Raw genomic sequence first — 25,782 nt, 5'->3', positions numbered from 1 at the left:
GGACTCCGACCATGTCGCTCTTCCGCTACACCCGCGCTGGCCAGACGCCGGGCGCACCGCGCAAGCATTCCCCCCTGCTCTGGATCGCACTGATCGCACTCATTCTGGGTGCGGTGGCGCTGGCCTTCGCCTGGTTGGCCGGCTGGATTGGCGGCCGCCTGACCGCGCAGCGCTTCACCGACACCATCGAAGCCACCGGCCCTGCCCATCCCGGCTTCCGCCGTGCGCACAGCAAGGGCATCTGCGTGAGCGGCTGGTTCGAACCCAGTTCGCAGGCGCCGACGCTGTCCAGTGCACGGGTGTTTTCACAGCAGAAGGTGCCCGTGATGGGCCGCCTGTCGATCGGCGGTGGCGACCCCTACGGCGCCGACAACACCGCGCGCGTGCGCAGCCTCGCTGTGCAGATGGTCAGCGACGACGGCCAGGAATGGCGGATGGCGATGAACAGCTTCCCGTTCTTCGCTGTCCCCAACGCCGAGGCGTTCTACGAGCAGACGCGCGCCTCCATTCCCGACCCGGCCACCGGCAAGCCCGACCCGCAGAAGATGGCCGCGGTGCTGGCGAAGTACCCGAGTGCGCAGGCGTTCCAGCAATGGGCCAAGACAGCGCCGTGGACCAGCAGCTGGGCCGACACCACCTTCAACAGCGTCAACAGCTTCTGGTTCACCAATGTGCAGGGCCAGAAGCGCGCGGTGCGCTGGCGCTGGCAGCCGCAGGCGCCGGTGGTGGAGATGGACGCGGACACGCGCAAGAAGGCCAGTGTCGATTTCCTCAGCCAGGAACTGCAGCAGCGCCTGGCCAGTGGCCCGGTGCGCTGGAACCTGGTCGTCACCACCGCCGAACCCGGCGATGCCATCGATGATCCTTCAGTGCCGTGGCCCGAATCGCGTGAACAGGTGGTGGCCGGCGTGCTCAGCCTGGACCGCCTGCAGTCGCAGGAACAGGGCGCCTGCGGCCAGATCAACTTCGATCCGCTGATCCTGCCCAGTGGCGTGCGTGGCAGTGACGATCCGATCCTGGCCGCCCGCTCGGCCGTGTACTCGCAATCCTTCAACCGACGCGAACGCGAGCGCGCCAGCGGCAACGTGGAGCAACCGAAGGAGGCCGCACGATGAGCACCGGTAACGGCCACTTCAACCTGCTGGCACGGGTGCTGCACTGGTCCATGGCACTGATGATCATCGCCATGCTGTTCATCGGCGTGACCATGGTCGCCTCGCTGCACCTGCGGCCTATGCTGATCGACCTGCACCGCCCGTTGGGCATCGCCATCGGCGTACTGGTGCTGCTGCGCCTGTACAACCGGCTGCGCCATCGCCCGCCGCCGCTGCCGGCGGATCTTCCCGTATGGCAGGTGATGGCGGCCAAGGCCTCGCACTGGATGCTGTATGCACTGATGCTGGCGATGCCGCTGATCGGCTGGGCGATGCTGTCGGCCGGTGGTTACCCGATCGTGCTGTGGGGCGGCCTGCACCTGCCGCCGATCGTGCCGCATACCCCGGCGCTGTATGCCGCGTTGCGTAATGCGCACAGCCTGCTGGCCTATGTGTTGTTCGCCACGGTGCTGATGCATGTGGGTGCGGCGCTGTTCCACCTGTGGGTGCGGCGGGATGGCGTGTTCCAGGCGATGGCGCGCGGGAAGGATTGATCGGGTTCGCCGGGTGTTCCTGGCGGATCCTTTCCGCGACCGCGGAGGGGTGTCACTTTCTTTGCTCGTGCACCACGCTGCAGGAGCAGCGTGGAACGGCGTAGCCGGCCCGCAGGGTGGCGCACATGGATGTGTGCCATCAAGAAAGTAACCAAAGAAACGCTCCGCCGGCCGCGAGCCGGCGTGCTTTGCACGCCGGTGCCCTGCGCTCCTCGGTCCGTCGAGGGACGTCGCGGGAACTCGCTGCGCTCAGACACCCGCGCCTCTTCGCCCTCGCCGGACCTGCGGTGCTCGGCTCGCTCAAGGCGGACTTGAAGGTCAAGATCAACAACAAGAGCATCCACGCTCCGCGTGGATTTACTGGGTGCAGCTTTTGCCTTTGACGTTGGGCCCGCCTTTTAGCGAGCCGAGCATCGCAGGGGAATCAGGGGCGTAGAGGCGCCGATGTCTGAGCGCAGCGAGTTCGGCGCCGTCCCCTGATTCACCGAGAAGCGCAGGGAACCGGCGCGCAGCGACGGCTCGCGCTCTGGCGGCGTGTTTCTTTGGTTACTTTCTTGATGGCGCACATCCATGTGCGCCACCCTGCGGGCCGGCTATGCCGTTCCACGCTGCTCCTGCAGCGTGGTGCACGAGCAAAGAAAGTGACACCCCCCCGCGGTCGCGGAAATGATCCGCCGGGCATGGCCCGGCGCTACCGATGCGTTGGCGCACGCCCCTACAACCACCCCTTCTGCCGCGCCAGCCGGTACGACTCGATCCGATTGGCCACGCCCAGCTTGCCGATGCACTCGGACAGGTAATTGCGCACCGTGCCGTGCGACAGCCCCAGCTGCTCTGCGATCTCGCTGGCGGTACGGCCCTCGCCCGCCAGCCGCAGCACGCGGCGTTCGCGGTCGGTCAGCGGGTCGGCCTGTGACCAGGCGTCCAGCGCCAACTGCGGGTCGATCGCGCGGATGCCCTGCTTCACCTTGCGCAGTGCATCGGCCAGGTTCTCGGCCGGTGCGTCCTTCAGCAGGTAGCCCAGCACGCCAGCTTCCAGCGCGCGGCGCAGGAAACCGGCGCGGGCGAAGGTGGTCACGATCACCACCTTGATCGGCAGTTCGTGGCGGGCGATGCGTTGCGCCAGCTCCAGCCCGCTCAGGCCCGGCATCTCGATGTCGGTGACCAGGATGTCCGGCTGCAGCTGCTGCAGCATGCGCCAGGCGGCCTCGCCGTCGGCCGCACTGCCCAGCACTTCGATGTCCGGTTCCAGGCCCAGCAGCGCCGACAGTGCGCCGCGCACCATCGCCTGGTCTTCGGCCAGCAGGATGCGGATCATGCCGCGCCCCCCTGTGCCAACGATGCCGGCGACAACGGCGTGGTGGCGGCCATCAGGGGCACGCGCACGGTCAGCAGCGTGCCTTCGCCGCGCGGCGACTGCAGGGTCAGCTGTCCCCCGAGCGCCGCCGCCCGTTCGCGCATGCCACTCAATCCATTGCCCTCGGCCTGCACGCCGCCGCGGCCGTCATCGCGTATCTGCATCGCCAACTGTCGGTCCTCAAGCATGAAATCCACCTGCACCCGGGTCGCCTGCGCATGGCGCACGATGTTGGTGGCGGCCTCGCGCAACACCAGCGCCAGCCCGCGTTCCACCTCCACCGGCATCGCTGGCGGCGCCGTGTACTGCAGGTGCACCTGCTGGCATTCCAGCAGCAGACGCGCCGACGCCAGTTCGCCCGCCAGATCACTGGCGCGGATGCCGGTCACCGCACTGCGCACCTGTGCCAGTGCTTCGCGGGCGATGGCCTCGGCTTCACCGATTTCCTGCCGTGCACGCTCGTCATCGCGATCGTACAGCTTGCGCGCCAGCTCCAGTTTCAGCGTGATCAGCGACAGCGTGTGCCCCAGCAGATCGTGCAGGTCGCGGCCGATACGCTCGCGCTCGGCGGTGGTCGCAAGCCGTCGCACCTCGTCCTGGGACAGCTGCAGGGCCACGTCGCGCTGCTGGCTCAAGGCCTCCACGTTCACCACCAGGCCGACGATGAACGACACTGCCGGCATCCACACCATGGCCTGCCACGGATAACCGAAGTACAGCGCGGTGCTGCAGAACAGAAGGTTCAGCCCGGTGAGCTGCAGCAGGTACTGCCACCAGCCGCCCCGGCTGCTCATGCGGATCATCACGCAGCCGAACACGAAATAGCTCAGTCCCGAGGGGTACCACGGAAGCAGTACCAGGGCCATCACGATCATGCCCAGCGCGTAGCGCCATGCATGGTGCCGTGGCGCCAGCATCACCTTGGCGTAGAACAGCAGGAACAGCGGATAGCTGACCAGAGTCAGCAACAGCCAGCGCAGGGTGAAGCCGTTCCCCAGCACCGGGGTGAGGAAGATCCAGACCGACCACAGCAGGTGGATCGCACCGCTCCAGGGCGATTTGCCACGCCGCAGCAGCTCGGCCACCGCCGAATCCGGTGCGGGGCGCAGCAGGGACGCAAGCCAGCTCGACGACACAGGAGAATCCAGGCGGGGACGATCGCTGCCGATCATGCCAGTTCAGCCGATCCGGCGCAGGCGACGGCGCGCCAGCAGCAACGCGACCACGGTCACCGCCAGCAGCACCAGCAGGTGGCCGGCGAGGCTGCCCACCGACGGCAGCCCGACCACCGGCAGCGCCAGCTGCGCCAGATGCCAGGTCGGCCACAGTGGGGCCATCGTCGAGAAAAACTTCGGCAGCGCCGACAGCGGCAGCCACAGGCCGGACAGCAGGGCCAGCGGCAGATAAACCAGATTGACCATCGCCGGCGCCGCGCTGGCACTGACATGGCTGCCGATCAGCAGGCCGATCGCCCCCAGCGGCAGCGCCGCCAGGCCCGCCACCGCCAGCAGCTGCACCATCTGCAACGCCTGCAGCTGCACACCACCGAACACGCGCGCGACGCCGATCAGCAGTAACGCCACCAGCAGCGCGAACATCACCGCCATCGCCAGCCGTGCCAGCAGCGGTGCCGCCGCCGGCATCGGCAGCGCGCGCTTGAGGGTCAGCAGGCCGCCTTCGCGGTCCAGCGCCAACTGCACGCCGAAGCCGAACAGGGCCGGGGCCATCGCGCCAAACACGCAGTAGGTGGCCAACAGATACAGCGGCGCGTGACCACGCCCCAGCAGCACACCGAACAGCAGATAGAACAGCACCGGGAACAGCAGCGAGGGCACCGCGAACGCCGGCGTACGCCAGGCCCGGCGCAGTTCGGCCAGCAGTTCAGCGCGATACGGGCGCAGCGCCTGGCGCCATGCAGGCAGCGGCAACCTGGCGGTACGGATCAGGGTGTTCATGCGGCCTCCCGGGTCATGTCGAGGAAGGCGTCGGCCAGCGCCGCGCCCTGTACTTCCAGCTCGCGCAGCTGCGCGTCGGCGGCCAGCAGGCGCGCCACCACCGGCTCGGCCGGGCTCGCCAGCAGCTGCAGGTGCTCGCCGTCGCGCTGCACCTCCTGCACGCCCGGCCACTGCTGCACGTCCTCCATGGGCAACCCGCTGCGGCAGCGGATGCGGCGCGGCCGATCGGCCAGGCGCAGCTCGCTCAGCGGCGCGTCGGCCAGTACCCGACCCTGCTCCAGCACCACCACCTGCTGCGCCAGCGCTTCGGCTTCCTCCAGGTAATGGGTGGTCAGCAGCACGCCACAGCCTTCGGCCACCAGCTGCCGGATCGCCTGCCACATCACCTGCCGTGCCTGGATGTCCAGACCGGTGGTGGGCTCGTCCAGGAACAGTACGCGTGGCCGCCCACACAGCGCGATGGCGAACTGCACGGCGCGCTGCTGGCCACCGGACAGCTGGCCGTAGCGGCGGCGCGCGAGCGCCTGCAGGCCGGCGCGCTGCAGTACCTCCTGCAGCGGCATCGGGTCGGGGTAGCAGGCGCTTGCCTGCGCCACCAGTTCGTCCACCTGCAGCATCGGCGGCAGGCTGGTGCTCTGCAGCATCACGCCCAGGCCGAGACGGCTGGTCCGCTGCTGCGGGTCGCCGCCGAGCAGTTCGACCTGCCCGCCATCGGCGCGGCGCAGGCCCAACAACACGCTGATCGCGGTACTCTTGCCGGCACCGTTGCGGCCCAGCAGCGCCAGCACCTGGCCAGCGCGGACCTGCAGGTCGATGCCATGCAGGGCGGTATGGTCGCGGTAACGCACCTGCACCTGCTGCAGGCGGGCCAGCGACGGGGCGATCGGATCCATGGGCGGTACCGGTAGCGGGGACGTTGCCATCCTGTGCCGCCGTGGTCACATTTCGCAGTTGCCGCCGTCAGTGTCATCGGGTGACAGCTGTCACTGCCGTCATCGCTGTGCCTGCCTTCATGCTGTGCCGCACGCTCCACCGCCGGAACCGCCGCCGTCCGCCCTTCCGGTCACACCCGCCCGAACGCCTGTGATGGAACGAATGAACGCTTCTGCCGAGCTGTTGAAGGAACTCCGTATCGACCGCAAGTCCCCGCCGCCCGCCTCAGGAGGGAGTGGCAGTGGTGGTGGCCGCCGCTGGCTGTGGATCGCGATCATCGTGATCGTGTTGCTGCTGGCCGCTGCTGCCTTCGCCCTGTTCGGGCGTACCCCGGCGGTGGACGTGGAAACCGCGCCGGCGGTGGCCATCCAGCAGGGCAACGCCAGCAGTTCGGTGCTCGACGCCAGCGGCTATGTCGTTGCGCGGCGCATGGCCACCGTCTCGGCCAAGATCACCGGCAAGGTTCGCGAGGTGATGATCGAGGAAGGCATGCGCGTGGAGCAGGGCCAGATCATGGCCACGCTGGACCCGATCGATGCCGACGCGCAGCGCAGCCTGTATGCCTCGCAGCTACAGGCCGCACGCAGCCAGGTGGCCGGGCTGGAAGCACAGCAGAAGCAGGCCGCCGCCGAGGCCAGCCGCCTGCAGGCACTGGTCGGCCAGCAGCTGGTGTCGCGCTCGCAGTACGACCAGGCGGTGGCCCAGCGCGACAGCCTGCGTGCACAGCTGGACACCGCACAGCGCAACGTCAAGGTGGCCAACGACCAGCTGGCCATCGCCGACCTGGGCGTGGACAACAACATCGTGCGCGCGCCGTTCTCCGGCGTGGTCACCGCCAAGGCTGCGCAGCCCGGCGAAATCGTCTCGCCGCTGTCGGCCGGTGGTGGCTTCACCCGTACCGGCATCGGCACCATCGTCGACATGGAATCGCTGGAGATCGAAGTCGAGGTCGGCGAAGCTTTCATCGGCCGCGTGCAGCCGAAGATGCCGGTGGAAGCCACGCTCAACGCCTACCCGGAATGGAAGATTCCGGGTGAGGTGATCGCCATCATCCCCACCGCCGACCGCGGCAAGGCCACGGTGAAGGTACGCGTGGCGCTGAAGGTGAAGGACCCGCGCATCGTGCCGGAGATGGGCGTGCGGGTCAGCTTCCTGGAACAGGCACAGCCGCAGGCGGCCGCCAAGCCGCAAGGCGTGCGCGTGCCAGGTGGCGCCGTGGTCCAGCGCGAGGGCGCATCGGTGGCCTTCGTGCTGGGTGACGAGAACCGCGTGCAGCAGCGCACGGTCGAGGCTGGCCAGGCGATGGGCAAGGATCGCCAGATCCTCAAGGGCGTGAGCGCGGGTGAATCGGTGGTGGTCAACCCGCCGGACACCCTGCACGACGGCGCCAAGGTGCAACAGAAACAAGCGCAGTAACGGCCTGGCGCCTGCGGGCGCCGCCGGCAACACCGCTCGACGCACGCCTGCGGCCACCGCAGGTGCGCTTCCCCGTTTCCCGCCTTCCGTGGAGAACCACCCATGTCGACCCTGGTTTCATTGCGCAACATCACCAAGACCTACCAGCGTGGCCCCGAAAAGGTGCAGGTGCTGCACGGCATCGACCTGGACATCGCCAGCGGCGACTTCGTCGCGCTGATGGGCCCGTCCGGCTCGGGCAAGACCACCCTGCTCAACCTGATCGGCGGCCTGGACAACCCCAGCGGCGGCGAGATCAGCATCGAAGGCGAGCGTATCGACCAGATGAGCGGCGGCCAGCTGTCGACCTGGCGCAGCCACCATGTCGGCTTCGTGTTCCAGTTCTACAACCTGATGCCGATGCTGACCGCGCAGAAGAATGTGGAGCTGCCGCTGTTGCTGACCCACCTCAATGCCGCGCAGCGCCGCCGCAATGCGGAGATCGCACTGACCCTGGTCGGCCTGGCCGACCGCCGCAGCCATCGCCCGAATGAACTGTCCGGCGGCCAGCAGCAGCGCGTGGCGATCGCGCGGGCAATCGTCTCCGACCCGACTTTCCTGATCTGCGACGAACCCACCGGCGACCTCGACCGCCAGTCTGCCGAGGAGATCCTCGGCCTGCTGCAGCAGCTCAACCGCGAGCACGGCAAGACCATCATCATGGTCACCCATGACCCGAAGGCCGCCGAGTACGCCACGCACACGGTGCACCTGGACAAGGGCGAGCTGGCCGACGCGCCGCTGGCCCACTGACGGAGGCCACAGCGATGAAATACTTCTCGTTGGTCTGGGCGCAGCTGTTCCGCAGCCGCACCCGCACCCTGCTGACATTGCTGTCGGTGGTGGCCGCGTTCCTGCTGTTCGGCATGCTCGATTCGGTGCGCGTGGCGTTCACCTCCGGTGGTAGCGTGGAAGGTGCCAACCGGCTGGTCACTGCCTCGCGCCTGTCGATCACCCAGTCGCTGCCGATCCGCCTGGAAACGCAGATCCGCCAGGTCGCCGGTGTACGCGACGTGGCCTATGGCATGTGGTTCGGCGGCATCTACCAGGACCCGAAGAATTTCTTCCCGAACTTCTCGGTGTCACCCAACTACTTCGATGTCTACCGCGAACTGCAGATCGACCCGGCGCAGCTGGAAGACTGGAAGAACACCCGCACCGGCGCCATCGTCGGCGAGACCCTGGCCAAGCAGTTCGGCTGGAAGATCGGCGACACCATTCCGCTGCAGGCGACAATCTTCCCGCGCGGCGGCAGCAACGACTGGCCGCTGGAGTTGAAGGGCATCTACCGTTCCAGGGATCCGGCACAGGCCTCCAACGAAGAACGCCAGTTGATGATGAACTGGAAGTACTTCGATGAGTCCAACGACTACATCAAGAACCAGGTGAGCTGGTACACGGTGACGCTGGACAACCCGGACCACTCTTCGCGGGTGGCGCAGGCGATCGACGCGATCTCGGCCAACTCCGACCACGAAACCAAGACCCAGACCGAATCGGCGTTCCAGCAGGCCTTCGTCAAGCAGTTCGCCGACATCGGCATGATCGTCACCTCGATCATGGGTGCGGTGTTCTTCACCCTGCTGCTGTTGACCGGCAACACCATGGCGCAGGCGGTGCGCGAGCGCGTGCCCGAACTGGCCACGCTGAAGACGCTGGGCTTCAAGGACAGCACCGTGCTGATGCTGGTAATGGTGGAGTCGGTGCTGCTGATCGGCCTCGGTGGCCTGATCGGCATGGGCCTGGCTGCACTGATCCTGCCGGCGATCGGGCCAAAGAGCATGGGCATGCTGCCGCCGCACGTGCCGACCCCGACCTGGCTGATGGGGCTGGGCCTGATCGTGGTGATCGGCATCATCGTCGGCCTGCTGCCGGCGCTGCGTGCCAAGCGCCTGAAGATCGTCGACGCACTGGCCGGCCGCTGAGGAGGACACCGACATGTTCAAGAGCAAACTCAAGAAGTGGCTGGGCAATGCGCTGACCGCGCTGCTGCTGGTGATCGGCCTGGTGCTGTGGATCGGCCTGCCGTGGATCGGCGTGTTGGCGGTCGCCGTGCTGGTGGCACTGTGGCTGCTGCTGACCCGCGGTGGGCGACTGGCGCTGGCCGCCACCCGCATCGGCGTAGCCAGTCTGCCGCAGCGCTGGGGCGCGTCCTCGGTGATCGTGGTCGGCATCGCCGGCGTGGTCGGCGTGCTGGTGGCGATGCTGGCGATGGGCGAAGGCTTCCAGGCCACGCTCAACAACACCGGCGATGACACCACCGCCATCGTGCTGCGCGGCGGCTCGCAGGCCGAAACCAACTCGGTCATCACCCGCGAGCAGGTGCCGACGTTGTCCACCCTGCCCGGCATCAGCCGCGATGCCGAAGGCCGGCCGCTGCTGTCACCGGAGTTGTCGCAGGTGGTCAACCTGGTGTCGAAGTCCGATGGCACCGACGTCAACGCGCAGTTCCGCGGCGTCGGCCCGCAGGCGTGGGCGGTGCATGACAAGGTCAAGATTGTCGAAGGCCGCACGTTCGCCACCGGCCTGCGCGAGATCGTGGTCGGCCAGGGCGCCAAGGGCCAGTTCCGCGATCTGGATGTGGGCAAGACGCTGACGCTGGGCAACCAGACCTGGACCGTGGTCGGTGTGTTCGCCACCGGCGATGCGCATGACTCGGAACTGTGGACCGATGCCGATACGCTGGCCACCACCTACCAGCGCAGTGCGTGGCAGTCGATCAGCGTGCGCACCGATGGCAAGCCCGGCTTCGAGCAGTTCAAGGCCGCCGTCGCTGCCGACCCGCGCCTGAAACTGGACGTGGAAACCACCCGCGTCTACTACAGCAAGCAGGGCGGTGGCCTGACCAAGCTGATCGACATCCTCGGCAAGGTGATCGGCACCATCATGGCGGTGGGTGCGGTGTTCGGTGCGCTCAACACCATGTATGCAGCAGTGGCCACGCGCGCGCGCGAGATCGCCACCATGCGCGCGATCGGCTTCCGCGGCCTGCCGGTGGTGACGGCGGTGATGCTGGAGACGATGCTGCTGGCCCTCCTCGGCGGCCTGCTCGGTTGCGCAGTGGCATGGCTGCTGTTCAATGGCTACAGCGTGTCCACCATCGGCAGCAACTTCAGCGCAGTGGTGTTCAAGTTCCACGTATCGCCGGAACTGCTGTGGACCGGCCTGAAATGGGCACTGGGCATCGGCCTCGTCGGCGGCCTGTTCCCGGCGCTGCGCGCGGCACGGTTGCCCATCACCACGGCGCTGCGCGAAACCTGAGCATCACGCAGCGATAGACTGCGCATCCTGCAGAGGGACGGAGCGAAGGCTCCGTCCCTTTTTCTTTGGTGGGGTCAGATCCCTTCGCTACGCGAAGGGATCTGACCCCGATCTGGGTGGTCGTCGCTACAGATTGCGTAGATACCGCCGCTACCGATGCCTCTGCCCGTCGCAAACGCAACGCACGTGACGCTGCGCACAGTGCATCTGTGGATTGTTGGTTGCGATTCATTTTCGCGCACTTCCCAGCGCGCAGGGACAAACAGTTACGAATGGAAACAATCTAGAATCGCGCCCCCCACGTTGGTTTGCAGCACCCCACGCGCCCACAGAACGGGCGCATGTTTTTTCTGAAACACGAGATTTCACGGATGTCCCTGAAAACCAATCCGCTGCGCAACGCGATCGTCATCGCGCTGGCCGCCAGCTGCACCACCCCCGCCTTCGCACAGAGCGCCGGCGACACCCCGACCAACCTCGACCGCATCGAAATCACCGGCTCGCGCATCCGCCAGGCCAGTGTCGAGACCGCACAGCCGGTCGTCGCGCTCAGCCGCGCCGAGATCGAGAAGAAGGGTTACATCAACGTCGCCGACATCCTGCAGGACGTCACCGCCGCCGGCGCACCGAGCCTGAGCCGCTCGTCGTCGCTGAGTTCTTCGCGCGACTTCGGCGGCACGTACGTCAGCCTGCGCAACCTCGGCCCTGAACGCAGCCTGGTGCTGATCGACGGCCGCCGCATGGGCGTCAGCGCCGGTGGCTACTCCGACCTGGCTTCGATTCCCTCGGCGATTGTCGAGCGCGTGGAAGTGCTGACCGACGGCGCATCCGCGCTGTATGGCTCGGACGCCATCGCCGGTGTGGTCAACATCATCACCCGCAAGAACTTCGACGGTGGCGAAGCCAGCGTCTACGTCGGCCAGTACGGTGAAGGCGACGGCCAGAAGCGCTCCTACAGCGCCACCTTCGGCAAGACCTTCGACCGCGGCTGGTTCAGCGTCGGCGCCGAGCGCACCAAGGAAGACGAGATTCTCGGCAGCGAGCGTGAGTTCAGCCGTTACCCGGGGGGCCCGCGCCATCCCGACGACGTCAAGGCACTGAACCAGACCACGCAGTGGGGCAGCGTCACCGTCGACGGCAAGTCGCTGACCGTGGGCCCGGGCGGCGACCCGAGCCAGAAGGGCAATTTCCACACGCCCGATCCGGCCGATGGTGCCAACACCAAGACTAACATGAGCCTGCTGAGCGGCATGGAGCGCACTTCGGTGTTCGCCAACGGTGGCTTCTCGATCACCGATGACCTGCGCATCGTGGCCGACGCGCTGTACAGCAAGCGCGAGTCGACCAAGCACCTGGCCGGCTACCCCTACTCGGTATCCACCGCACAGGCCCGCAACGGTTCCCGTGCTGCCCTGTCCAAGGACAGCGCGTTCAACCACTGGGGCCAGGACGTGCTGTTCTCGCACCGCACCGAAGAAATGCCGCGTGCGACCGAGAACAACCTGGACACCAAGCGCGCCAGCATCGGCCTGGAAGGCAGCTTCGAAACCGGTTCGCGGTACTGGGACTGGAACGTCAGCTACATGTACAACCGCAATGAAGGCGAGCGCATCGGTACCGGCAGCATGTACCAGCCGCATGTCGACCTGGCGGTGGGCCCGTCCTTCATGGATGGCACCGTGGCACGCTGCGGCAGCCCGGGTGCAGTGATCGCCGGCTGCGTGCCGTGGAACCCGGCCGCGCCGATGGGTTATGCGGGCCCGGGCTCGCTGAGCAACCAGGACGTGCAGGACTACCTGTTCACCCGCTTCGTCGACAAGATGAAGAGCACCACCAAGGTGGCCAGCGCCAACATCTCCGGTTCGGTGTTCACCCTGCCGGCCGGCGACGTGATGGCCGCGATGGGCTTCGAGCACCGCAGCGAAGAAGCCAGCTACACCCCGGACCTGATGGTGCAGAAGGGCCAGATCGCCGGCACCACCGGCCAGCCGACCCGTGGCGACTACTCGCTCAACGAGGTCTACCTGGAACTGCAGGTACCGCTGCTGGCCGACATGCCGTTCGCGCGTGAGCTGTCGCTGGACCTGGCCGGCCGCTACACCGACTACAACACCTTCGGTTCGACCACCAACAGCAAGTTCGGCCTGAAGTGGAAGCCGATCGACAGCCTGCTGGTGCGCGCTACCTATGGCACCGGCTTCCGTGCGCCGACCGTGGACGACCTGTACAGCGGTGGCGCGAAGAGCCGTGATTCGTTCACCGATCCGTGCGATACCTCGTTCGGCATCGCTGCCAGCAGCGCGACCGTGGCCGCACGCTGCCAGGCGCTGAAGGTGCCGGCGAACTTCCGCCAGCAGACCGCGTCGGAAGGCAACGTCGCCAACCGTCCGGGCCAGCAGGGCATCGCCGATTTCGACTCCGGTTCCAATGCGAACCTGAAGCCGGAAACCGCCAAGACCTGGACCGTGGGCCTGGTGTACAGCCCCGAATTCGTGCCGGGCCTGGACGTCAGCCTGGACTGGTGGAAGATCCGCATCGACAACGCGATCGTGGGTGAGTCGGCCACCGACATCCTCAACCAGTGCTACGTGCAGGGTGTGGATTCGGCCTGCGGCCGCTTCACCCGTTCCACCAGCGCCAAGACGCTGGGCCAGGTGACGGCGCTGGACCGCTCGCTGGTCAATGCGGGCTACCGCGAAACCGCTGGCTACGATTTCAGCCTGCGCTACCGCCTGCCGGAAACCTCGTTCGGCCGCTTCGCCGCCACCTGGAACACCACCTACACCGACTACCTGGAGCAGCGCAACGACAGCGCCGCCACCACGCCGGTGGAGCAGAAGACCGGCTGGCAGGGCAACTTCCGCGTGCGTTCGACCTTCAACCTGGATTGGCAGTACGGCGACCTGGGCATTGGCTGGACCGCCCGCTACTACTCGGGCATGAAGGAAGCCTGCTCGTATGACCTGGGCGGTGGCCCGGACTGCAACATGGCCGGCTTCGTCTCGCCGTACACCGATGCGCAGCCGAGCCGCAAGGTGGGCTCCAACACCTTCCACGACCTGCAGGTGCGTTACAGCCTGCCGTGGGACGGCACCGTGTCGCTGGGCGTGAACAACGTCTTCGACCACCAGGGTCCGATCATGTACAGCCAGCCGAACAGCAGCTTCACCTACTACGGTGGCTTCGATATCGGTCGTTTCATGTACATGAAGTACCAGCAGCGCTTCTAAGCCTGCAACCGCGTTCCCGCCACGGCCAACTCTCTCCTGGCCGTGGATGGAAGCAGAACGGCGCCCCTCGGGGCGCCGTTCTTTTTTTTTTGTGGGAAGCGGGGTCGGAGAAGCGGGGGTCGGATCCCTTCGCCCGCGAAGGGCTCTGACCCCATTCCATCCGAAGCCTGCGGGTCGGAGCCCTCCACGTTGCGGAGGGATCCGACCCCGCAGCTTCGCCGGACATGGCCCGGCGCTACCGCTTGGCGCGCATCGTGCGGATGTTGTCGCCGACAAACAGGATCAGGCCAGCCCAGATCGCGGCAAAGCCGATCGCCTTGGCGGTGTCGAACGCTTCGTGGAAGAAGAACACACCCAGCAGCAGCTGCAGGCTCGGCGCGATGTACTGCAGGATGCCGACCAGCGACAGCGGAATGCGCTTGACGCCGTAGGCGAAGCCGATCAGCGGTACTGCGGTGATCGCACCACCAAAGATCAGCAGCAGGTCGTTGCGCCAGCCCCAGCCATGGAAGAACGCCCCGCCGTGGCCGTTCTCGGCCCAGATCGCAAACGCCAGCGCCGGCAGGAACAGGTACAGGCTTTCCACGCCCAGGCCGGCCACCGGGTCGACCGAGACCAGTTTGCGCAGCAGGCCATACAGGCCGAACGAGCAGGCCAGGCCCAGCGCGATCCACGGCGGCGTCCCGGCATCGATGGTCAGCCAGGCCACGCCGATGGCCGCCATCGCCACCGCCACCCACTGCAGCCGGCGCAGGCGCTCCTTCAGCACCAGCACGCCCAGCAGCACGTTCACCAGCGGATTGATGAAGTAGCCCAGGCTGGTCTCGATGACGTGGCCGGCGTTGATGGCCCAGATGTAAAGGCCCCAGTTGAAGGCGATGGTCAGGCTCGAAACCAGCAGGATCGACAGCGCGCGCGGCTGCGCGGCGATCTTCTGCCACCAGCCCAGCTTCGAACTGAGCAGCAGCCAGCCCAGCACCATCACCGTGCTCCAGATGATGCGGTGGGCGATGATCTGGAACGAGGGCACCTCGTTGAGCAGGTGCCAGTACACCGGCACCAGCCCCCAGATCACGAAGGTGGAGGCGGTGACCAGCAGGCCGCGGCGTTGTTCTTTCTCGTCCATGCTCATTTCTTTCGCGTCCTCGCCATCGTCAACACCACCACACCCAGAAGAATCACCGCCATGGCGAGGAAGTCCCGCCATCCAAAGCGTTCACCATTCAATGCGGCGCCCAGCAGCACCGCGATCACGGGATTGACGTATGCATAGCTGCCGGCCAGCGCCGGGCGTACGTTCTGCAGCAGCCACACATAGGCGGTGAACGCCACGATGGACCCGAACACGCACAGGTAGGCCATCGCCAGCAGACCGCCGGTATCGGGCAGCGTGGTCGGCCGCTCGCCAACGGCCAGGCCGATCAGCACCAGCAGCACGCCGCCGCAGAGCATCTGACCGGCGGCGGTCATGAACGGGCCCGGCAGATCCAGCCCGCGTGCCCACACCGAACCGAAGGCCCAGCCGATCGGCGCGATCAGCAGCAGCACCAGCCCGGTCGGCGAGGCGGTCAGGCTGCTGCCGGCATTGAGCCAGACCACGCCGACGAAGCCGACGGCGATACCCAGCCATTCGCCCTTGCTGGCATGCTGGCCGCGCAGCGCCGAGAACAGTGCCATCCACAGCGGCACCGAAGCCACCGCGGTGGCCGCCAAGCCCGAGGACACCTCACGCTCGGCCAGCACCACCATGCCGTTGCCCAGCACCAGCATGGTCACGCCCATGATGACCAGGTTGCGCCACTGCCGCAGGGTCGGGTTCGGCATCTTCCAGAACAGGCGCAGGGCCAGGAACATCAGGCCACCGGCAATGATGAAGCGGCTGCCGGAGACCATCGTCAGCGGCAGCGCGCCGCCGTGCAGGGCCTTGGCGATGCCCAGGTAGGTCGACCCCCAGACCACGTAGACCAGCAGCAGCGCCAACGCGACAAGGCCACCCCGGGGGGCAGCCGCAGACGGAACAGGGGGAGCCGACATGACGCACCAGAGGGGCCGGGGGAACGCGGATTCTAGGACGTTCGGCCGGCTGAAATAACCCCGGTTTTCAACACACTGCAACTCGGATGGGCGATCTTCCCCGGTGCCGGACGCGAAACGGCGTACGACGATTTAGCTATAGGCCCGTCTGGCGCCCGCTGTCACCCTGTCCGGTCCCATTCCCCGCCCGCTCGTTCGGCACCCGGCGTTGACGTGGGATGCATTACCTAGGAGGCTGGCCGCAAGCGCCCCGCGCGCGGCTGGCACCGATCTTTCCCGCACGGAAGCGCCGCATCGAGGATTCCCACCCGGATGAGCACCACGTCCCATTCCGCTGTCCCCAGCACCGACGGCGCCGCGCTGCGGCGTTCCATCTCCAATACCCTCAAAGGCTCCGCCGGCAACCTGGTGGAGTGGTACGACGTCTACGTGTACTCGGTATTCGCCGTGTACTTCGAATCGCAGTTCTTCTCGCCGGATGACAAGAACTCCACGATGTACGTGTGGGCGATCTTCGCGGCAACCTTCCTGATGCGCCCGATCGGCGCCTGGTTCTTCGGCCGCTTCGCCGACCGCCATGGCCGTCGCCAGGCCCTGACCGTGTCGGTCACGCTGATGGCGGCCTGCTCGTTCCTCATCGCCATCACCCCCACCGCCGCCAGCATCGGTATCTGGGCAGCGGTGATCCTGCTGTTCGCACGGCTGCTGCAGGGCTTCGCCACCGGCGGCGAGTACGGTGCCAGTGCCACCTACATGTCCGAGGCCGCCATCCCCGGCCGTCGCGGCTTCCTGTCGTCCTTCCACTACGTCACCCTGGTCGGTGGCCATGTACTGGCGCAGCTGACGCTACTACTGATGCTGACCTTCTGGGGCAAGCCGGAAATCTCCGAGTGGGGCTGGCGCATCGCCTTCGGCATCGGTGGCATCGCGGCAGTGGTGGTGTTCTGGCTGCGTCGTGGCATGGACGAGTCGCTGTCGGAGTCGTCCATCGAGGCCGCACGCGAGGGCAAGGCACAGAAGTCCGGCTCGATGTACGAGCTGTTCGTGCACCAGTGGCGGCCGCTGCTGCTGTGCTTCCTGATCACCGCCGGTGGCACCGTGGCCTTCTACACCTACTCGGTGAACGGCCCGAAGATGATCCAGAGTGCCTTCGCCGCCAATGATCCGATGACCGGCACCCTGATCAACCTGGGCGTGCTGGCCTTCCTGATGGTGCTGCAGCCGGTCGGTGGCTGGCTGTCGGACATCATCGGCCGCAAGACCCTGCTGGTGTTCTTCGGCGTCGGCGGCGTGCTGTACAGCTGGTACCTGATCACCCAGCTGCCGCACCAGCATGACGCCACCCTGGCATTCCTGACCCTCGCGCTGGGCTTCGTCATCCTCACCGGCTACACCTCGATCAACGCGGTGGTGAAGGCCGAACTGTTCCCCACCCACGTGCGTGCACTGGGCGTGGGCCTGGGCTATGCACTGGCCAACTCGCTGTTCGGCGGCACCGCCCCGCTGCTGTACCAGGGCGCGCTGAAGACCGGCCACGTGGACTGGTTCGCCATCTACGTCACCGCGACGATCGCGGTATCGTTGGTGGTCTATGTGTTCTTCCTCACCAACAAGGGCCCGAACTGGCTCGACGGCACCCGCAAGTAAGCGCGTCGTCATGATCGCGGCCACCGGTGCACTGCCGGTGGCCGCTGTGTCTCCGGCCTCGCCGCTGATGTGGCTCGCGGCGACGCTGGCCGCAGCCACGGCACTGGCCTGGCTGCTGCGCCGCCCCAACGCGCAGGCCGCGTGGCCGCGCATCGGTTTCGGGATCGCCCTGCTGGTGTTCTGCGCCGCGCTGGCGCTGCAGCTGGCGGTGGACCTGGGCAGCGGCCACAGCTCGCTGCAGATGCGCCTGCATCGCGGCATCTCTCCAGGGTCGCCGGTTGGACTGCGCACGATGGTGGCGTGCTATCTGGCAGCACTCGTCGCCAGTGGCTGGGGTGCGTGGAAGCTGCTGCGCCGGCGCTGACGAATACCCGGGCGTGCCGGCCGCTGGCCGGCAACGCCACCTCTTTCGGTAGTGCCGGCCGCTGGCCGGCAACTCCACATTCTTTCCGAAGGTTCATGAGGTTGCCGGCCAGCGGCCGACACTACCTCAACGGCGGGCCGCTTCGCTCTTGTCGCGCGCGCCGCGGAATTCCGATTCCTTTTCCCACGTCGGCCAACGGCGACTGTTGGCCAGCTCGGCGCCCAGGTCGTAGACCAGCAAGGTGTCGGCGGCGTGGCCACTCGGGTCCCAGCTCGGCGTCCACGCATCGCAGGCCTGGTGGTAGCAGTCGGCGAAGTACTTCTCGCGCAGCGCGCGGCCGGCTTCAACGCCACCGTCCAGCTTGTCCAGGCCCGGGCCGATGGTGATCGCCGGCACACCCAGGCGGGCGAAGGCGAAGTGGTCGGCACGGTAGAAGAAGCCGGCTTCCAGGTTCGGGTCCGGGCTGTAGCCGCGGCCACGGGCCTTGGCCACGCGTTCCAGGTCGCCTTCCAGCGAGACCCGGCCCTTGCCCCACGAAGCGATGTCACGGGTCGCACCATCCGGGCTGAACATCTCGATGTTCAGCACTGCGGCGGTCTTGTCCAGCGGCGCCAGCGGGTGTGCGGCGTAGTAGCTGGCGCCCAGCAGGCCCTTCTCTTCAGCGGTCAGTGCCACGAAGTACAGCGTGCGCTGCGGCTGCGGGCCGGCGGCGAACACGCGACCCAGTTCCAGCACCGTGGCCACGCCGGTGGCGTTGTCGATCGCGCCGCGGCGGATGCGGTCGCCCTTGGCATCGGCCTGGCCGATACCGAAGGCATCCCAGTGCGCAGAGAAGATCACCGCCTCGTCGGCATGCTCACCACCGGGCAGCTTGGCCACCACGTTGCGGGTCACCACCTGCTCGCGCTTGAGTGCGAAATCCACGCTCAGCTTCGCGTTGTCCAGTGCCACGGGTCGGAAATCGGCACGCGTCGCCTTGCGCTTCTCGGCATCGAAGTCGAGGCCGGCGTCGGCGAAGATCGCCTCGGCCAGCTCGCGCTGCATCCAGCCGCGCAGCGGCGTGTGCTGGGCCATCGCCTCGGCCTGGCCGCGTTCGATGTCGAACAGCGGCGAGGTGCCCGAGCTCTTCACCGTGGCCCAGCCATACGCAGCCGGTGCAGTCTCGTGCACGATCAGCACGCCCTCGGCACCACGGCGTGCGGCTTCCTCGAACTTGTAGGTCCAACGGCCGTAGTAGGTCACCGCCTTGCCATCAAATGCACCCGGCGCATCGGCTTCGAAATCGGCGTCGTTGATCAGCACCACCGCGATCTTGCCGTGCAGGTCCACGTCCTTGTAGTCGTTCCACTGGCGTTCCGGCGCGTCGATGCCGTAGCCGACGAATACCAGCGGCGCGTCCTTGATCTGCACGCGCTTGCGCGGCTGCAGGCTCTGCAGGGTCACGTCCACGCCGTTGGCCAGCGCGCGCTTGCCCTGCTTCAGCGACAGGCTGGCCTTGGCCGCGCCATCCAGCTGTGCGCGCACCAGCGGCACCGGCTGTACCCAGCTGCCGTCCACGCCGCCCGGCTGCAGGCCATAGCTGCGGAACTGCTCGATCAGGTACTGCACCGTGCGCTCTTCACCCTCGGTGGCCGGCGCGCGGCCCTCGAACTCATCCGACGCCAGCACGCGCACATGGCGCGACAGTGCCTGCGGATCGATGCCGCCGCCCGGCAGGTCGTTGGCCGCATGGGCCAGGCCACCCACGAACAGGCAGGACGACAGCAGCAACACGCGCATCGGATTCACGGCAGTACCACGGCTAGCTTGGAAGTCACCAGAGTGTAACGTGGTCGTGACATCGCGGCGCAGTCTGGGCCAACGTCATCCACGCATGGCGTGGATCTACCTGCTGATGCGATCCAGCCAGCAGGCCAGGCCTTGGGCGTTGAGTTCGATGTCCATCGCCAGAACAGCGGTCACCGCGGCATCGTCCAGCGCGCAGCCATGCAGCTGTGCACGTTCCAGGTACAGCGCCTGCAGTGCGGCCAGCAGGCAGCGGTGGCGATCCGGTCGGCCATCGCACTGGCGGCCGATGGCGGCCATCGCATCGATCTGCTCGAACAGGTCGTCGGCCAGTTTCTCCACCTGTTCCACACGACCGTAGTGGGTCAGGTACATCGCTTGCGGGCCGTAGCCCAGCATGCGCCGGATCGAGGCCTTCATCGCCTCCGGATCGAACTGCACCGGCGATGAGGTGGGGAAGATGAAAGCACCCTGCGCACTATCCAGCTCGCGGTAGGAGATACCGAACGTATCGCCGGTGAACCAGCTGCGGCTGCGCGCATCCCACACGCAGTAGTGGTGCAGTGCATGGCCCGGCGTATGCAGCAGCACCAGCTCGCGGCCGGCCAGATCGATGCGGCGGCCGTCTTCGGCCACCACCACACGGTGCTCCGGAATCGCCTCGATGCGACCATAGCTGCGCGCGATCTCTTCGGCGCCGTACACCGCGGTGGCGCCGGCAATCAGCCGGGTCGGATCGATCATGTGCGGCGCGCCGCGCGGATGCAGCACCGCCTTCGCGTTCGGCAGCTGCTGCATCAGCAGGCCTGCACCGCCTGCATGATCCAGATGCACGTGGGTGAGCAGCAGCCAGTCCACCGCTTCCACACCCAGACCGGCGTCCGCCAGCGCCTGCAACATCGCCGGTACCGACAGGCCGGTGCCGCAGTCGACGAACGCGGCGCGGCCGTTTTCAACGATCAGATACGCCGCGTCGAAATCCGGGCGCTGGAAACCGGTATCGATGGTGTGGATGCTGGGGTCGGCGGTCATTGGCACGCACCTGGCAGGATCGGGAACAGACACCCATGGTAGGCGCGCAGGCAGCCCAGGTTCGATGCGGCTTTGGTCGGAGGGCGCATGGCTTTGGCCGGATGGTGGCCTGGTAGAGTCGACTGTTAGTCGACTTGCGCGCGCAGCGCGGGTATTTCTCCACGTCTGACGGGAAAGCAGTCGACTAACAGTCGACTCTACCAGGAGCACGTTCAGCGGCGGCCATCATCACCGCCAGGTTCAGCGCAATGCGAACCGCGGCCGCAGCAACAGGGCCAGCACCAGCACCGCCAGGAACGCGCCGTAGGCATACAGCACCGCCAGCACCTGCGGCCAGATCGGGCCGGCGCCGGGCTGCACCAGGCCGATGTGGTGGCCCCAGAGCATCGCCAGGATGCTCAGCAGCAATGCCAATGCCAGGGCAGCACCATCGAACAGGCGCCGTCGCGCGGTGCGCGGCTGGCGCGGGAACAGCCAGTACAGGCTGCCCAGCAGCAGGAACCAGGGCAGGAACAGCAGCAGCGACAACCAGGCCATCGCAGACTCCATGTCATCGCGCCGGCGGCGCGCGGACATCATGCCATGACCTTCGTTCACGGGTAGCGCCGGCCGCTGGCCGGCATTTCCGGGTACCTGGGGAACGTGCAGTTGCCGGCCAGCGGCCGGCACTACCCCTTACGCTTCGCGCAGCACGGCCAGGGCGGCCAGCACGGCATCGACCTCGGCGTCCAGCTTGAACAGATCGCTCTGCAGCTGGTCGCCCTGCTCAGCCTGCTTCAATACGGCGATCAGCTGGCCGGCATCGCGCGGCGAATCGAAGCCTTCGCTCTGGATCAGCAGCGTGCCGTCACCGGCGGTCAGCTTGAAGTAGAAACGGCCGTCCTTTTCGCGGTACTGCTTGAACAGCGGCGGTGCCACGCGGGCCACGCCGGCGTCCTCGCTGGCGATGTCGCCCGCGCTGGACAGGTCACGCAGACCCACCGCATGGCGAAGCTCGTCCAGCAGCGGGGCCGCCAGCTGCTCGCGCAGCTGCTGGCCACGTCGCTTGAGCAGCGCTTCAATCTTCTCCGGCTCGGCCATCAGCGCGTTGTAGCGCTCGCGCAGCGGCGACAGCTCGCTGTCGATGCGCTCGAACAGCTGCTGCTTGGCATCGCCCCAGCTGATGCCGGCAGCGAACGCCTTGGCGAATTCCGCGGTCTGTTCCGGGGTGGCGAACGCCTGGTACATCTGGAACAGCGCCGAGCCCTCGGTGTCCTTCGGCTCGCCCGGTGCGCGCGAGTCGGTCAGGATCGAGAACACCAGCTTCTTCAGCTCTTCGCGCGGCACGAACAGCGGAATGGTGTTGTGGTAGCTCTTGCTCATCTTGCGGCCATCCAGGCCCGCCAGCGTCGCCACCTGCTCGTCGATCACCACGTCCGGCAGCGGGAAGTACTCCTTGCCGTACACGTGGTTGAAGCGCTGCGCGAAGTCGCGCGCCATCTCGATGTGCTGGATCTGGTCACGGCCCACCGGCACCTGGTTGGCCTTGAAGATCAGGATGTCGGCGGCCATCAGCACCGGGTACATGAACAGGCCGGCGCTGACGCCCGCATCTTCGTCCACGCCTTCCTCACGGTTCTTGTCCACTGCCGCCTTGTAGGCGTGCGCGCGGTTGAGGATGCCCTTGCTGGCGATGGCGGTCAGGAACCACATCAGCTCGGTGGTCTCGCGGATGTCGCTCTGGCGGTAGAACCACACGTGTTCCGGGTCCAGGCCGCAGGCCAGCCAGCTGGCCGCGATCTCCAGGGTCGCGCGCTGGGTGCGCTGCGGGTCCTGCGACTTGATCAGGCTGTGCAGATCGGCCAGGAAGAAGAAGCTCTCGATCCCCGGCGCGCGGCTGGCCGCGATGGCCGGACGGATGGCGCCAACGTAGTTGCCCAGGTGGGGCGTGCCGGAGGGGGTAATACCGGTAAGGACTCGGGTCGTCATGACTGCGTGGGGAAACCTTCAATGAACGGGGCCAGTTTACCGTGCCGAGGGTCAACCCCGTCAGGGCCTGCGGCGCGTTCATTCACCCAACCCCGCTGGAGACGCCCGATGAAACGCCTGCTGCCCCTGCTGCTGATCCTGCCCCTGGCCGGCTTCCGCCCGGCCCCGATGCCGCCGCCGGTGTACGAGGGCGGCCCCGTGCGCATGGCCCTGGTCGACCGCGACCGCGGCACCGAACTGCGCAGCTACCCCGCCGAGGGCCAGCGCTGGGTGGCCGGCGAGCGCGGCCACCGCTACGCCGTGCGCCTGTACAACGACAGCCCGCGCCGGGTGCTGGTGGTGCTGTCGGTGGACGGCGTCAACGTCATCTCCGGCGAAGATGCCGATCCCTCGCAGACCGGCTACGTGCTCAACCCCGGCCAGCGCGCCGACATCACCGGCTGGCGCAAGAGCCAGGACGAAGTGGCGCAGTTCGTGTTCAGCAGCCCCAGCGGCAGCTACGCCAGCCGCACCGGCCGCCCGGACAACATCGGCGTGGTGGGCGTGGCGGTGTTCGAGGAAGCGCGCCGCTGGCGTCCGGATCCGATCCTGCGCCGTGGCCTGCCGCTGCCAGCCCCGGCGGCGGAAGCGTCGGCCGATGCCAGTGCGAGCAGCAGCCGCATCGAGGGCTATTCCAGCAAGTCGCAGGCGCCAGCGCTGGGCACCGGCCACGGTGCTCGCGAGCAGTCTTCGGTGCGCGATACCGACTTCGAACGCGCCAGCCGCAGCCCGGCACAGGTACTGCAGCTGCGTTACGACAGCGCCCGCAACCTGCGCGCACGCGGCATCCTGGTGGATTCGCCCTCGCGCCTGCCGCGCGAACCACAGGCGTTCCCGAACCGCTACGTGCCGGACCCGCCGGCGCGCTGATCGTCCCGCCCAGACAACACAACGCCCGCAACCTCTCGGTGCGGGCGTTGTGCCGTGGGGGAAACCGAAGTGCTTACTTGTAGTCCGGGTAGTCCTTGCTCACGGCGTCCTGGAACTCACGCACTTCCTTCTCCGCGCGGTCCTTGGCCCAGCCATAACGTTCCTGCAGGCGACCGGCCAGATACTCGGCATTGCCTTCGGCCACATCGAAGTCGTCGTTGGTCAGATCGCCCCACTTGGCCTGGGCCTTGCCCTTCAGCTGCGACCACTTGCCGGAAATGATGTCTTTGTTCATTGCTGGGAGTCCTTGGTTGCAACGGCGTTCTTACCGTGGCTCCAGCTTCGCGCAGCGGCTGTTGAATACCGGTCAACCGGCAATGAAATAGATGCTCACCTGCTTGAATGGTTCACTCCGCTTCGACAGCACGCAGCGAAAAGCACGCGCAAAAAAAGGCCGGGGAAATCCCCGGCCTTTTCTCTTTCCGTTCCGTGCAGGGCTCAACGGCCCTTCGCGGTGTCCTCGACCTTCTCGCCCGCCTTCTGCACGTCCTTGCCGGCACCGGCAATGGTGTTGCAGCCGGCCAGCAGGGCCACCGAGAACATCGACAACAGCATCAGGGCAACTACGCGCTTCATGGGCTTCTCCTTGGGTTTGCCGCTACACCGCTTCATTCGCGGATGGGATTGTTTCGCTCGGCGGGAGAAGGCCAATGCCCACCACCGCCGCGTGAAGTGCAATCTGGCGGCAGTGGCGTGGAGCGGGCGTGAACGGATCACAGATCCGTTCAGGCGGCGCCGTCAGTCACGCATCAGGGTGGACTTGCCGAACAGGCTTTCGACCAGGTCCACGGCCAGTTCGGCGGTGGCATTCTGCTTGTCCAGCAAGGGGTTGAGCTCGACGATGTCCAGCGAACCCATGCGCCCGGTGTCGGCGATCATCTCCATCACCAGCTGCGCCTCGCGGTAGTTCACCCCGCCCGGCACAGTGGTGCCCACGCCCGGCGCGATGCTGGGGTCGAGGAAGTCCACATCGAAGCTGACATGCAGATGGGTGTTCTCGTCGATGCCTGCCAGCGCTGCTTCTACGGTGCGCTTCATGCCGTTCTCGTCGATGTAGCGCATGTCATAGACATCCACCTTGTGGGTCTTGATCAGGCGCTTCTCGTCCGGGTCCACCGAACGGATGCCGATCTGGTGCATCTGCGCCGGGGTGATCGCCGGCACGGTGCCGCCGAGGCGGGTCAACGCATCCGGGCCGAGGCCGCACAGGCAGGCCACCGGCATGCCGTGGATGTTGCCCGACGGGGTCACGTCGCTGGTGTTGAAATCCGAATGGGCATCCAGCCACAGCACGCGCAGGGTCTTGCCCTGTTCGCGGCACCAGCGCGCCACGGCGGTGATCGAACCGATGCCCAGGCAATGGTCGCCGCCGAGCATGATCGGCATGCGGCCAGCCTGCAGTTCGGCGTAGCTGGCTTCCATCAGTGCATGGTTCCACGCCACCACTTCATCCAGGTGGCGGTAACCCTCGACCGGGGCGGTCCACGGGTTGCGCGGGCCATCCAGGTTGCCCAGGTCGCGCACGTCCACGCCGCGCGCCTCCAGCGCCTCCGGCAGGCCCGCCACGCGCAGCGCTTCCGGCCCCAGCCGTGCACCGCGATGGCCCGCACCGACATCGGTGGGAACGCCAATCAGGGATACGGAAATGGGATGGGCCATGGGTGCCTCCTGCGGTGGGGAAAAAGAAGCACAGTCTAGCCAGAGCTGTGTGACACCACTCGCGGCGGTGCAGCAGGGCATTGGCATGGCATGATGCCGCGCGGACCCGACCGTCCTTCATGGAAGATTGCGATGTCGCCCTTCATCAATACTGCCTGGCCGCGCTTTTTCTTCGGGGCGCTGCCCTTTGCCCTTTTTGCGGTTCTGTTGAACAGCACGGTCGATGCGCCACAACACGGCTGGCTGATCCAGACGTCGCTCCTGCTGGCCCCGTTCTCCATCCTGGTGTTCCTTGGGCTTGGCTGGCAGCGTCTGCGCAAGGCACACGCCGAATATCCGATCCTGAAAAGCGAGCCGCAGCGGATGCTGGCAGCGTTGATCGGCAACGTGAAGGTGGCGGCGCTGTGGTTTGGCCTCACGTCAGTCGGAACGCTCGTCCTGATGCTGGCGTGGGTGCTGCTGCAGAGGAGCGGCGGCTGACATTG

24 protein-coding genes are annotated in these 25,782 nt (G+C 66.9%); 11 read left to right on the top strand and 13 right to left on the bottom strand.

Annotated elements, in window-relative coordinates; translation table 11 throughout:
- Positions 1-11: 11 nt before the first annotated feature.
- Complete coding sequence (locus tag AC3ITW_RS01335; protein WP_100470075.1) at positions 12-1,115, top strand: catalase family peroxidase; 1,104 nt, start codon at positions 12-14, stop codon at positions 1,113-1,115.
- Positions 1,112-1,648, top strand: coding sequence for a cytochrome b (locus tag AC3ITW_RS01330; protein WP_012509795.1), 537 nt, complete (start codon positions 1,112-1,114; stop codon positions 1,646-1,648). Before AC3ITW_RS01335 ends, AC3ITW_RS01330 begins: the two co-directional genes overlap by 4 nt.
- 715 nt (positions 1,649-2,363) lie before the next feature.
- Here AC3ITW_RS01330 and AC3ITW_RS01325 read toward each other — a convergent pair.
- From AC3ITW_RS01325 to AC3ITW_RS01310, 4 genes are read right to left on the bottom strand one after another with little or no spacing between them, the layout of a single operon-like run.
- On the bottom strand, positions 2,364-2,966 hold the full coding sequence (locus AC3ITW_RS01325; protein ID WP_489389976.1) for a response regulator transcription factor: 603 nt from the start codon (positions 2,964-2,966) through the stop codon (positions 2,364-2,366).
- Positions 2,963-4,177: a sensor histidine kinase gene (locus AC3ITW_RS01320; RefSeq protein WP_012509794.1), complete on the bottom strand. Its 1,215-nt coding sequence runs from the start codon at positions 4,175-4,177 to the stop codon at positions 2,963-2,965. Before AC3ITW_RS01320 ends, AC3ITW_RS01325 begins: the two co-directional genes overlap by 4 nt.
- A 6-nt stretch (positions 4,178-4,183) precedes the next feature.
- Complete coding sequence (locus AC3ITW_RS01315; protein ID WP_012509793.1) at positions 4,184-4,960, bottom strand: ABC transporter permease; 777 nt, start codon at positions 4,958-4,960, stop codon at positions 4,184-4,186.
- A complete protein-coding gene (locus tag AC3ITW_RS01310) occupies positions 4,957-5,853 on the bottom strand; it encodes an ABC transporter ATP-binding protein (RefSeq protein ID WP_153674926.1) in 897 nt (298 codons plus the stop codon). Before AC3ITW_RS01310 ends, AC3ITW_RS01315 begins: the two co-directional genes overlap by 4 nt.
- Positions 5,854-6,055: 202 nt before the next feature.
- Between AC3ITW_RS01310 and AC3ITW_RS01305 the strand changes: the two genes are divergently transcribed.
- From AC3ITW_RS01305 to AC3ITW_RS01285, 5 genes are all read left to right on the top strand, one after another.
- Positions 6,056-7,309 carry an efflux RND transporter periplasmic adaptor subunit gene (locus AC3ITW_RS01305; protein ID WP_100435514.1) on the top strand — a complete coding sequence of 418 codons (1,254 nt, stop codon included), beginning with the start codon at positions 6,056-6,058 and terminating at the stop codon, positions 7,307-7,309.
- A 102-nt stretch (positions 7,310-7,411) separates the two neighbouring features.
- A complete protein-coding gene (locus AC3ITW_RS01300) occupies positions 7,412-8,101 on the top strand; it encodes an ABC transporter ATP-binding protein (protein ID WP_004137569.1) in 690 nt (229 codons plus the stop codon).
- A 14-nt stretch (positions 8,102-8,115) separates the two neighbouring features.
- On the top strand, positions 8,116-9,273 hold the full coding sequence (locus AC3ITW_RS01295; protein ID WP_180889848.1) for an ABC transporter permease: 1,158 nt from the start codon (positions 8,116-8,118) through the stop codon (positions 9,271-9,273).
- Between the two features lie 13 nt (positions 9,274-9,286).
- Positions 9,287-10,609, top strand: a complete 1,323-nt coding sequence (locus tag AC3ITW_RS01290; protein ID WP_004137563.1) for an ABC transporter permease — start codon at positions 9,287-9,289, stop codon at positions 10,607-10,609.
- A 371-nt stretch (positions 10,610-10,980) separates the two neighbouring features.
- The gene (locus AC3ITW_RS01285) at positions 10,981-13,839 is read left to right on the top strand and encodes a TonB-dependent receptor plug domain-containing protein (protein ID WP_153674924.1); all 2,859 of its coding nucleotides are present in this window, start codon (positions 10,981-10,983) and stop codon (positions 13,837-13,839) included.
- Positions 13,840-14,074: 235 nt separating this feature from the next.
- On the opposite strand, the gene rarD is transcribed toward AC3ITW_RS01285, so the two are convergent.
- Positions 14,075-14,971 (bottom strand): EamA family transporter RarD, encoded by an 897-nt coding sequence (rarD, locus tag AC3ITW_RS01280; protein WP_012509786.1) that lies wholly within the window; start codon positions 14,969-14,971, stop codon positions 14,075-14,077.
- Entirely contained in the window at positions 14,968-15,873 is a 906-nt protein-coding gene (gene yedA, locus AC3ITW_RS01275; protein ID WP_012509785.1) for a drug/metabolite exporter YedA, read from the bottom strand. The genes rarD and yedA overlap by 4 nt, the downstream gene beginning before the upstream one ends.
- 312 nt (positions 15,874-16,185) lie before the next feature.
- Here yedA and AC3ITW_RS01270 point away from each other — a divergent pair, with 312 nt between their 5' ends.
- Positions 16,186-17,520, top strand: coding sequence for an MFS transporter (locus AC3ITW_RS01270; protein ID WP_004137399.1), 1,335 nt, complete (start codon positions 16,186-16,188; stop codon positions 17,518-17,520).
- Between the two features lie 10 nt (positions 17,521-17,530).
- The gene (locus tag AC3ITW_RS01265) at positions 17,531-17,884 is read left to right on the top strand and encodes a hypothetical protein (RefSeq protein WP_489389975.1); all 354 of its coding nucleotides are present in this window, start codon (positions 17,531-17,533) and stop codon (positions 17,882-17,884) included.
- A 126-nt stretch (positions 17,885-18,010) separates the two neighbouring features.
- Here AC3ITW_RS01265 and AC3ITW_RS01260 read toward each other — a convergent pair whose 3' ends face one another.
- The 4 genes from AC3ITW_RS01260 to AC3ITW_RS01245 all read right to left on the bottom strand — a co-directional run bounded on the left by AC3ITW_RS01260 (position 18,011) and on the right by AC3ITW_RS01245 (position 22,669).
- Entirely contained in the window at positions 18,011-19,663 is a 1,653-nt protein-coding gene (locus AC3ITW_RS01260; RefSeq protein WP_100435519.1) for a M28 family metallopeptidase, read from the bottom strand.
- A gap of 105 nt (positions 19,664-19,768) precedes the next feature.
- Positions 19,769-20,701: an MBL fold metallo-hydrolase gene (locus tag AC3ITW_RS01255; protein WP_100435520.1), complete on the bottom strand. Its 933-nt coding sequence runs from the start codon at positions 20,699-20,701 to the stop codon at positions 19,769-19,771.
- A 240-nt stretch (positions 20,702-20,941) separates the two neighbouring features.
- Positions 20,942-21,238: a hypothetical protein gene (locus AC3ITW_RS01250; protein WP_100435676.1), complete on the bottom strand. Its 297-nt coding sequence runs from the start codon at positions 21,236-21,238 to the stop codon at positions 20,942-20,944.
- Between the two features lie 138 nt (positions 21,239-21,376).
- The gene (locus tag AC3ITW_RS01245; RefSeq protein ID WP_100470093.1) at positions 21,377-22,669 is read right to left on the bottom strand and encodes a tryptophan--tRNA ligase; all 1,293 of its coding nucleotides are present in this window, start codon (positions 22,667-22,669) and stop codon (positions 21,377-21,379) included.
- A 108-nt stretch (positions 22,670-22,777) separates the two neighbouring features.
- Between AC3ITW_RS01245 and AC3ITW_RS01240 the strand changes: the two genes are divergently transcribed.
- Positions 22,778-23,578, top strand: coding sequence for a hypothetical protein (locus AC3ITW_RS01240; protein ID WP_448122461.1), 801 nt, complete (start codon positions 22,778-22,780; stop codon positions 23,576-23,578).
- 73 nt (positions 23,579-23,651) lie between these two features.
- Here AC3ITW_RS01240 and AC3ITW_RS01235 read toward each other — a convergent pair whose 3' ends face one another.
- From AC3ITW_RS01235 to rocF, 3 genes are all read right to left on the bottom strand, one after another.
- The gene (locus tag AC3ITW_RS01235) at positions 23,652-23,873 is read right to left on the bottom strand and encodes a CsbD family protein (RefSeq protein ID WP_004153772.1); all 222 of its coding nucleotides are present in this window, start codon (positions 23,871-23,873) and stop codon (positions 23,652-23,654) included.
- Positions 23,874-24,076: 203 nt separating this feature from the next.
- Positions 24,077-24,214, bottom strand: a complete 138-nt coding sequence (locus tag AC3ITW_RS01230) for an entericidin A/B family lipoprotein (protein WP_008266021.1) — start codon at positions 24,212-24,214, stop codon at positions 24,077-24,079.
- Between the two features lie 162 nt (positions 24,215-24,376).
- The gene (gene rocF, locus AC3ITW_RS01225) at positions 24,377-25,297 is read right to left on the bottom strand and encodes an arginase (protein WP_094001609.1); all 921 of its coding nucleotides are present in this window, start codon (positions 25,295-25,297) and stop codon (positions 24,377-24,379) included.
- Between the two features lie 132 nt (positions 25,298-25,429).
- On the opposite strand from rocF, the gene AC3ITW_RS01220 reads away from it, so the two are divergent.
- Positions 25,430-25,777, top strand: coding sequence for a hypothetical protein (locus AC3ITW_RS01220; RefSeq protein ID WP_100470096.1), 348 nt, complete (start codon positions 25,430-25,432; stop codon positions 25,775-25,777).
- The last annotated feature ends 5 nt before the right edge of the window (positions 25,778-25,782 follow it).

The organism is Stenotrophomonas sp. KH_052, from assembly GCF_057838755.1.
The sequence above is the reverse complement of the archived record's forward strand: the minus strand, read 5'-3'. Positions and strand labels throughout refer to the sequence as shown.

Coding starts and splice junctions, on each gene's coding strand:
- rocF (WP_094001609.1), bottom strand. CDS start 25,297: ATGGCCCATCCCATTTCCGTATCCCTGATTGGCGTTCCCACCGATGTC.
- AC3ITW_RS01320 (WP_012509794.1), bottom strand. CDS start 4,177: ATGATCGGCAGCGATCGTCCCCGCCTGGATTCTCCTGTGTCGTCGAGC.
- rarD (WP_012509786.1), bottom strand. CDS start 14,971: ATGAGCATGGACGAGAAAGAACAACGCCGCGGCCTGCTGGTCACCGCC.
- AC3ITW_RS01335 (WP_100470075.1), top strand. CDS start 12: ATGTCGCTCTTCCGCTACACCCGCGCTGGCCAGACGCCGGGCGCACCG.
- AC3ITW_RS01235 (WP_004153772.1), bottom strand. CDS start 23,873: ATGAACAAAGACATCATTTCCGGCAAGTGGTCGCAGCTGAAGGGCAAG.
- AC3ITW_RS01295 (WP_180889848.1), top strand. CDS start 8,116: ATGAAATACTTCTCGTTGGTCTGGGCGCAGCTGTTCCGCAGCCGCACC.
- AC3ITW_RS01220 (WP_100470096.1), top strand. CDS start 25,430: ATGTCGCCCTTCATCAATACTGCCTGGCCGCGCTTTTTCTTCGGGGCG.
- AC3ITW_RS01265 (WP_489389975.1), top strand. CDS start 17,531: ATGATCGCGGCCACCGGTGCACTGCCGGTGGCCGCTGTGTCTCCGGCC.
- AC3ITW_RS01230 (WP_008266021.1), bottom strand. CDS start 24,214: ATGAAGCGCGTAGTTGCCCTGATGCTGTTGTCGATGTTCTCGGTGGCC.
- AC3ITW_RS01300 (WP_004137569.1), top strand. CDS start 7,412: ATGTCGACCCTGGTTTCATTGCGCAACATCACCAAGACCTACCAGCGT.
- AC3ITW_RS01255 (WP_100435520.1), bottom strand. CDS start 20,701: ATGACCGCCGACCCCAGCATCCACACCATCGATACCGGTTTCCAGCGC.
- AC3ITW_RS01290 (WP_004137563.1), top strand. CDS start 9,287: ATGTTCAAGAGCAAACTCAAGAAGTGGCTGGGCAATGCGCTGACCGCG.
- AC3ITW_RS01325 (WP_489389976.1), bottom strand. CDS start 2,966: ATGATCCGCATCCTGCTGGCCGAAGACCAGGCGATGGTGCGCGGCGCA.
- AC3ITW_RS01240 (WP_448122461.1), top strand. CDS start 22,778: ATGAAACGCCTGCTGCCCCTGCTGCTGATCCTGCCCCTGGCCGGCTTC.
- AC3ITW_RS01270 (WP_004137399.1), top strand. CDS start 16,186: ATGAGCACCACGTCCCATTCCGCTGTCCCCAGCACCGACGGCGCCGCG.
- AC3ITW_RS01250 (WP_100435676.1), bottom strand. CDS start 21,238: ATGGCCTGGTTGTCGCTGCTGCTGTTCCTGCCCTGGTTCCTGCTGCTG.
- AC3ITW_RS01305 (WP_100435514.1), top strand. CDS start 6,056: ATGAACGCTTCTGCCGAGCTGTTGAAGGAACTCCGTATCGACCGCAAG.
- yedA (WP_012509785.1), bottom strand. CDS start 15,873: ATGTCGGCTCCCCCTGTTCCGTCTGCGGCTGCCCCCCGGGGTGGCCTT.
- AC3ITW_RS01260 (WP_100435519.1), bottom strand. CDS start 19,663: ATGCGCGTGTTGCTGCTGTCGTCCTGCCTGTTCGTGGGTGGCCTGGCC.
- AC3ITW_RS01330 (WP_012509795.1), top strand. CDS start 1,112: ATGAGCACCGGTAACGGCCACTTCAACCTGCTGGCACGGGTGCTGCAC.
- AC3ITW_RS01310 (WP_153674926.1), bottom strand. CDS start 5,853: ATGGATCCGATCGCCCCGTCGCTGGCCCGCCTGCAGCAGGTGCAGGTG.
- AC3ITW_RS01245 (WP_100470093.1), bottom strand. CDS start 22,669: ATGACGACCCGAGTCCTTACCGGTATTACCCCCTCCGGCACGCCCCAC.
- AC3ITW_RS01285 (WP_153674924.1), top strand. CDS start 10,981: ATGTCCCTGAAAACCAATCCGCTGCGCAACGCGATCGTCATCGCGCTG.
- AC3ITW_RS01315 (WP_012509793.1), bottom strand. CDS start 4,960: ATGAACACCCTGATCCGTACCGCCAGGTTGCCGCTGCCTGCATGGCGC.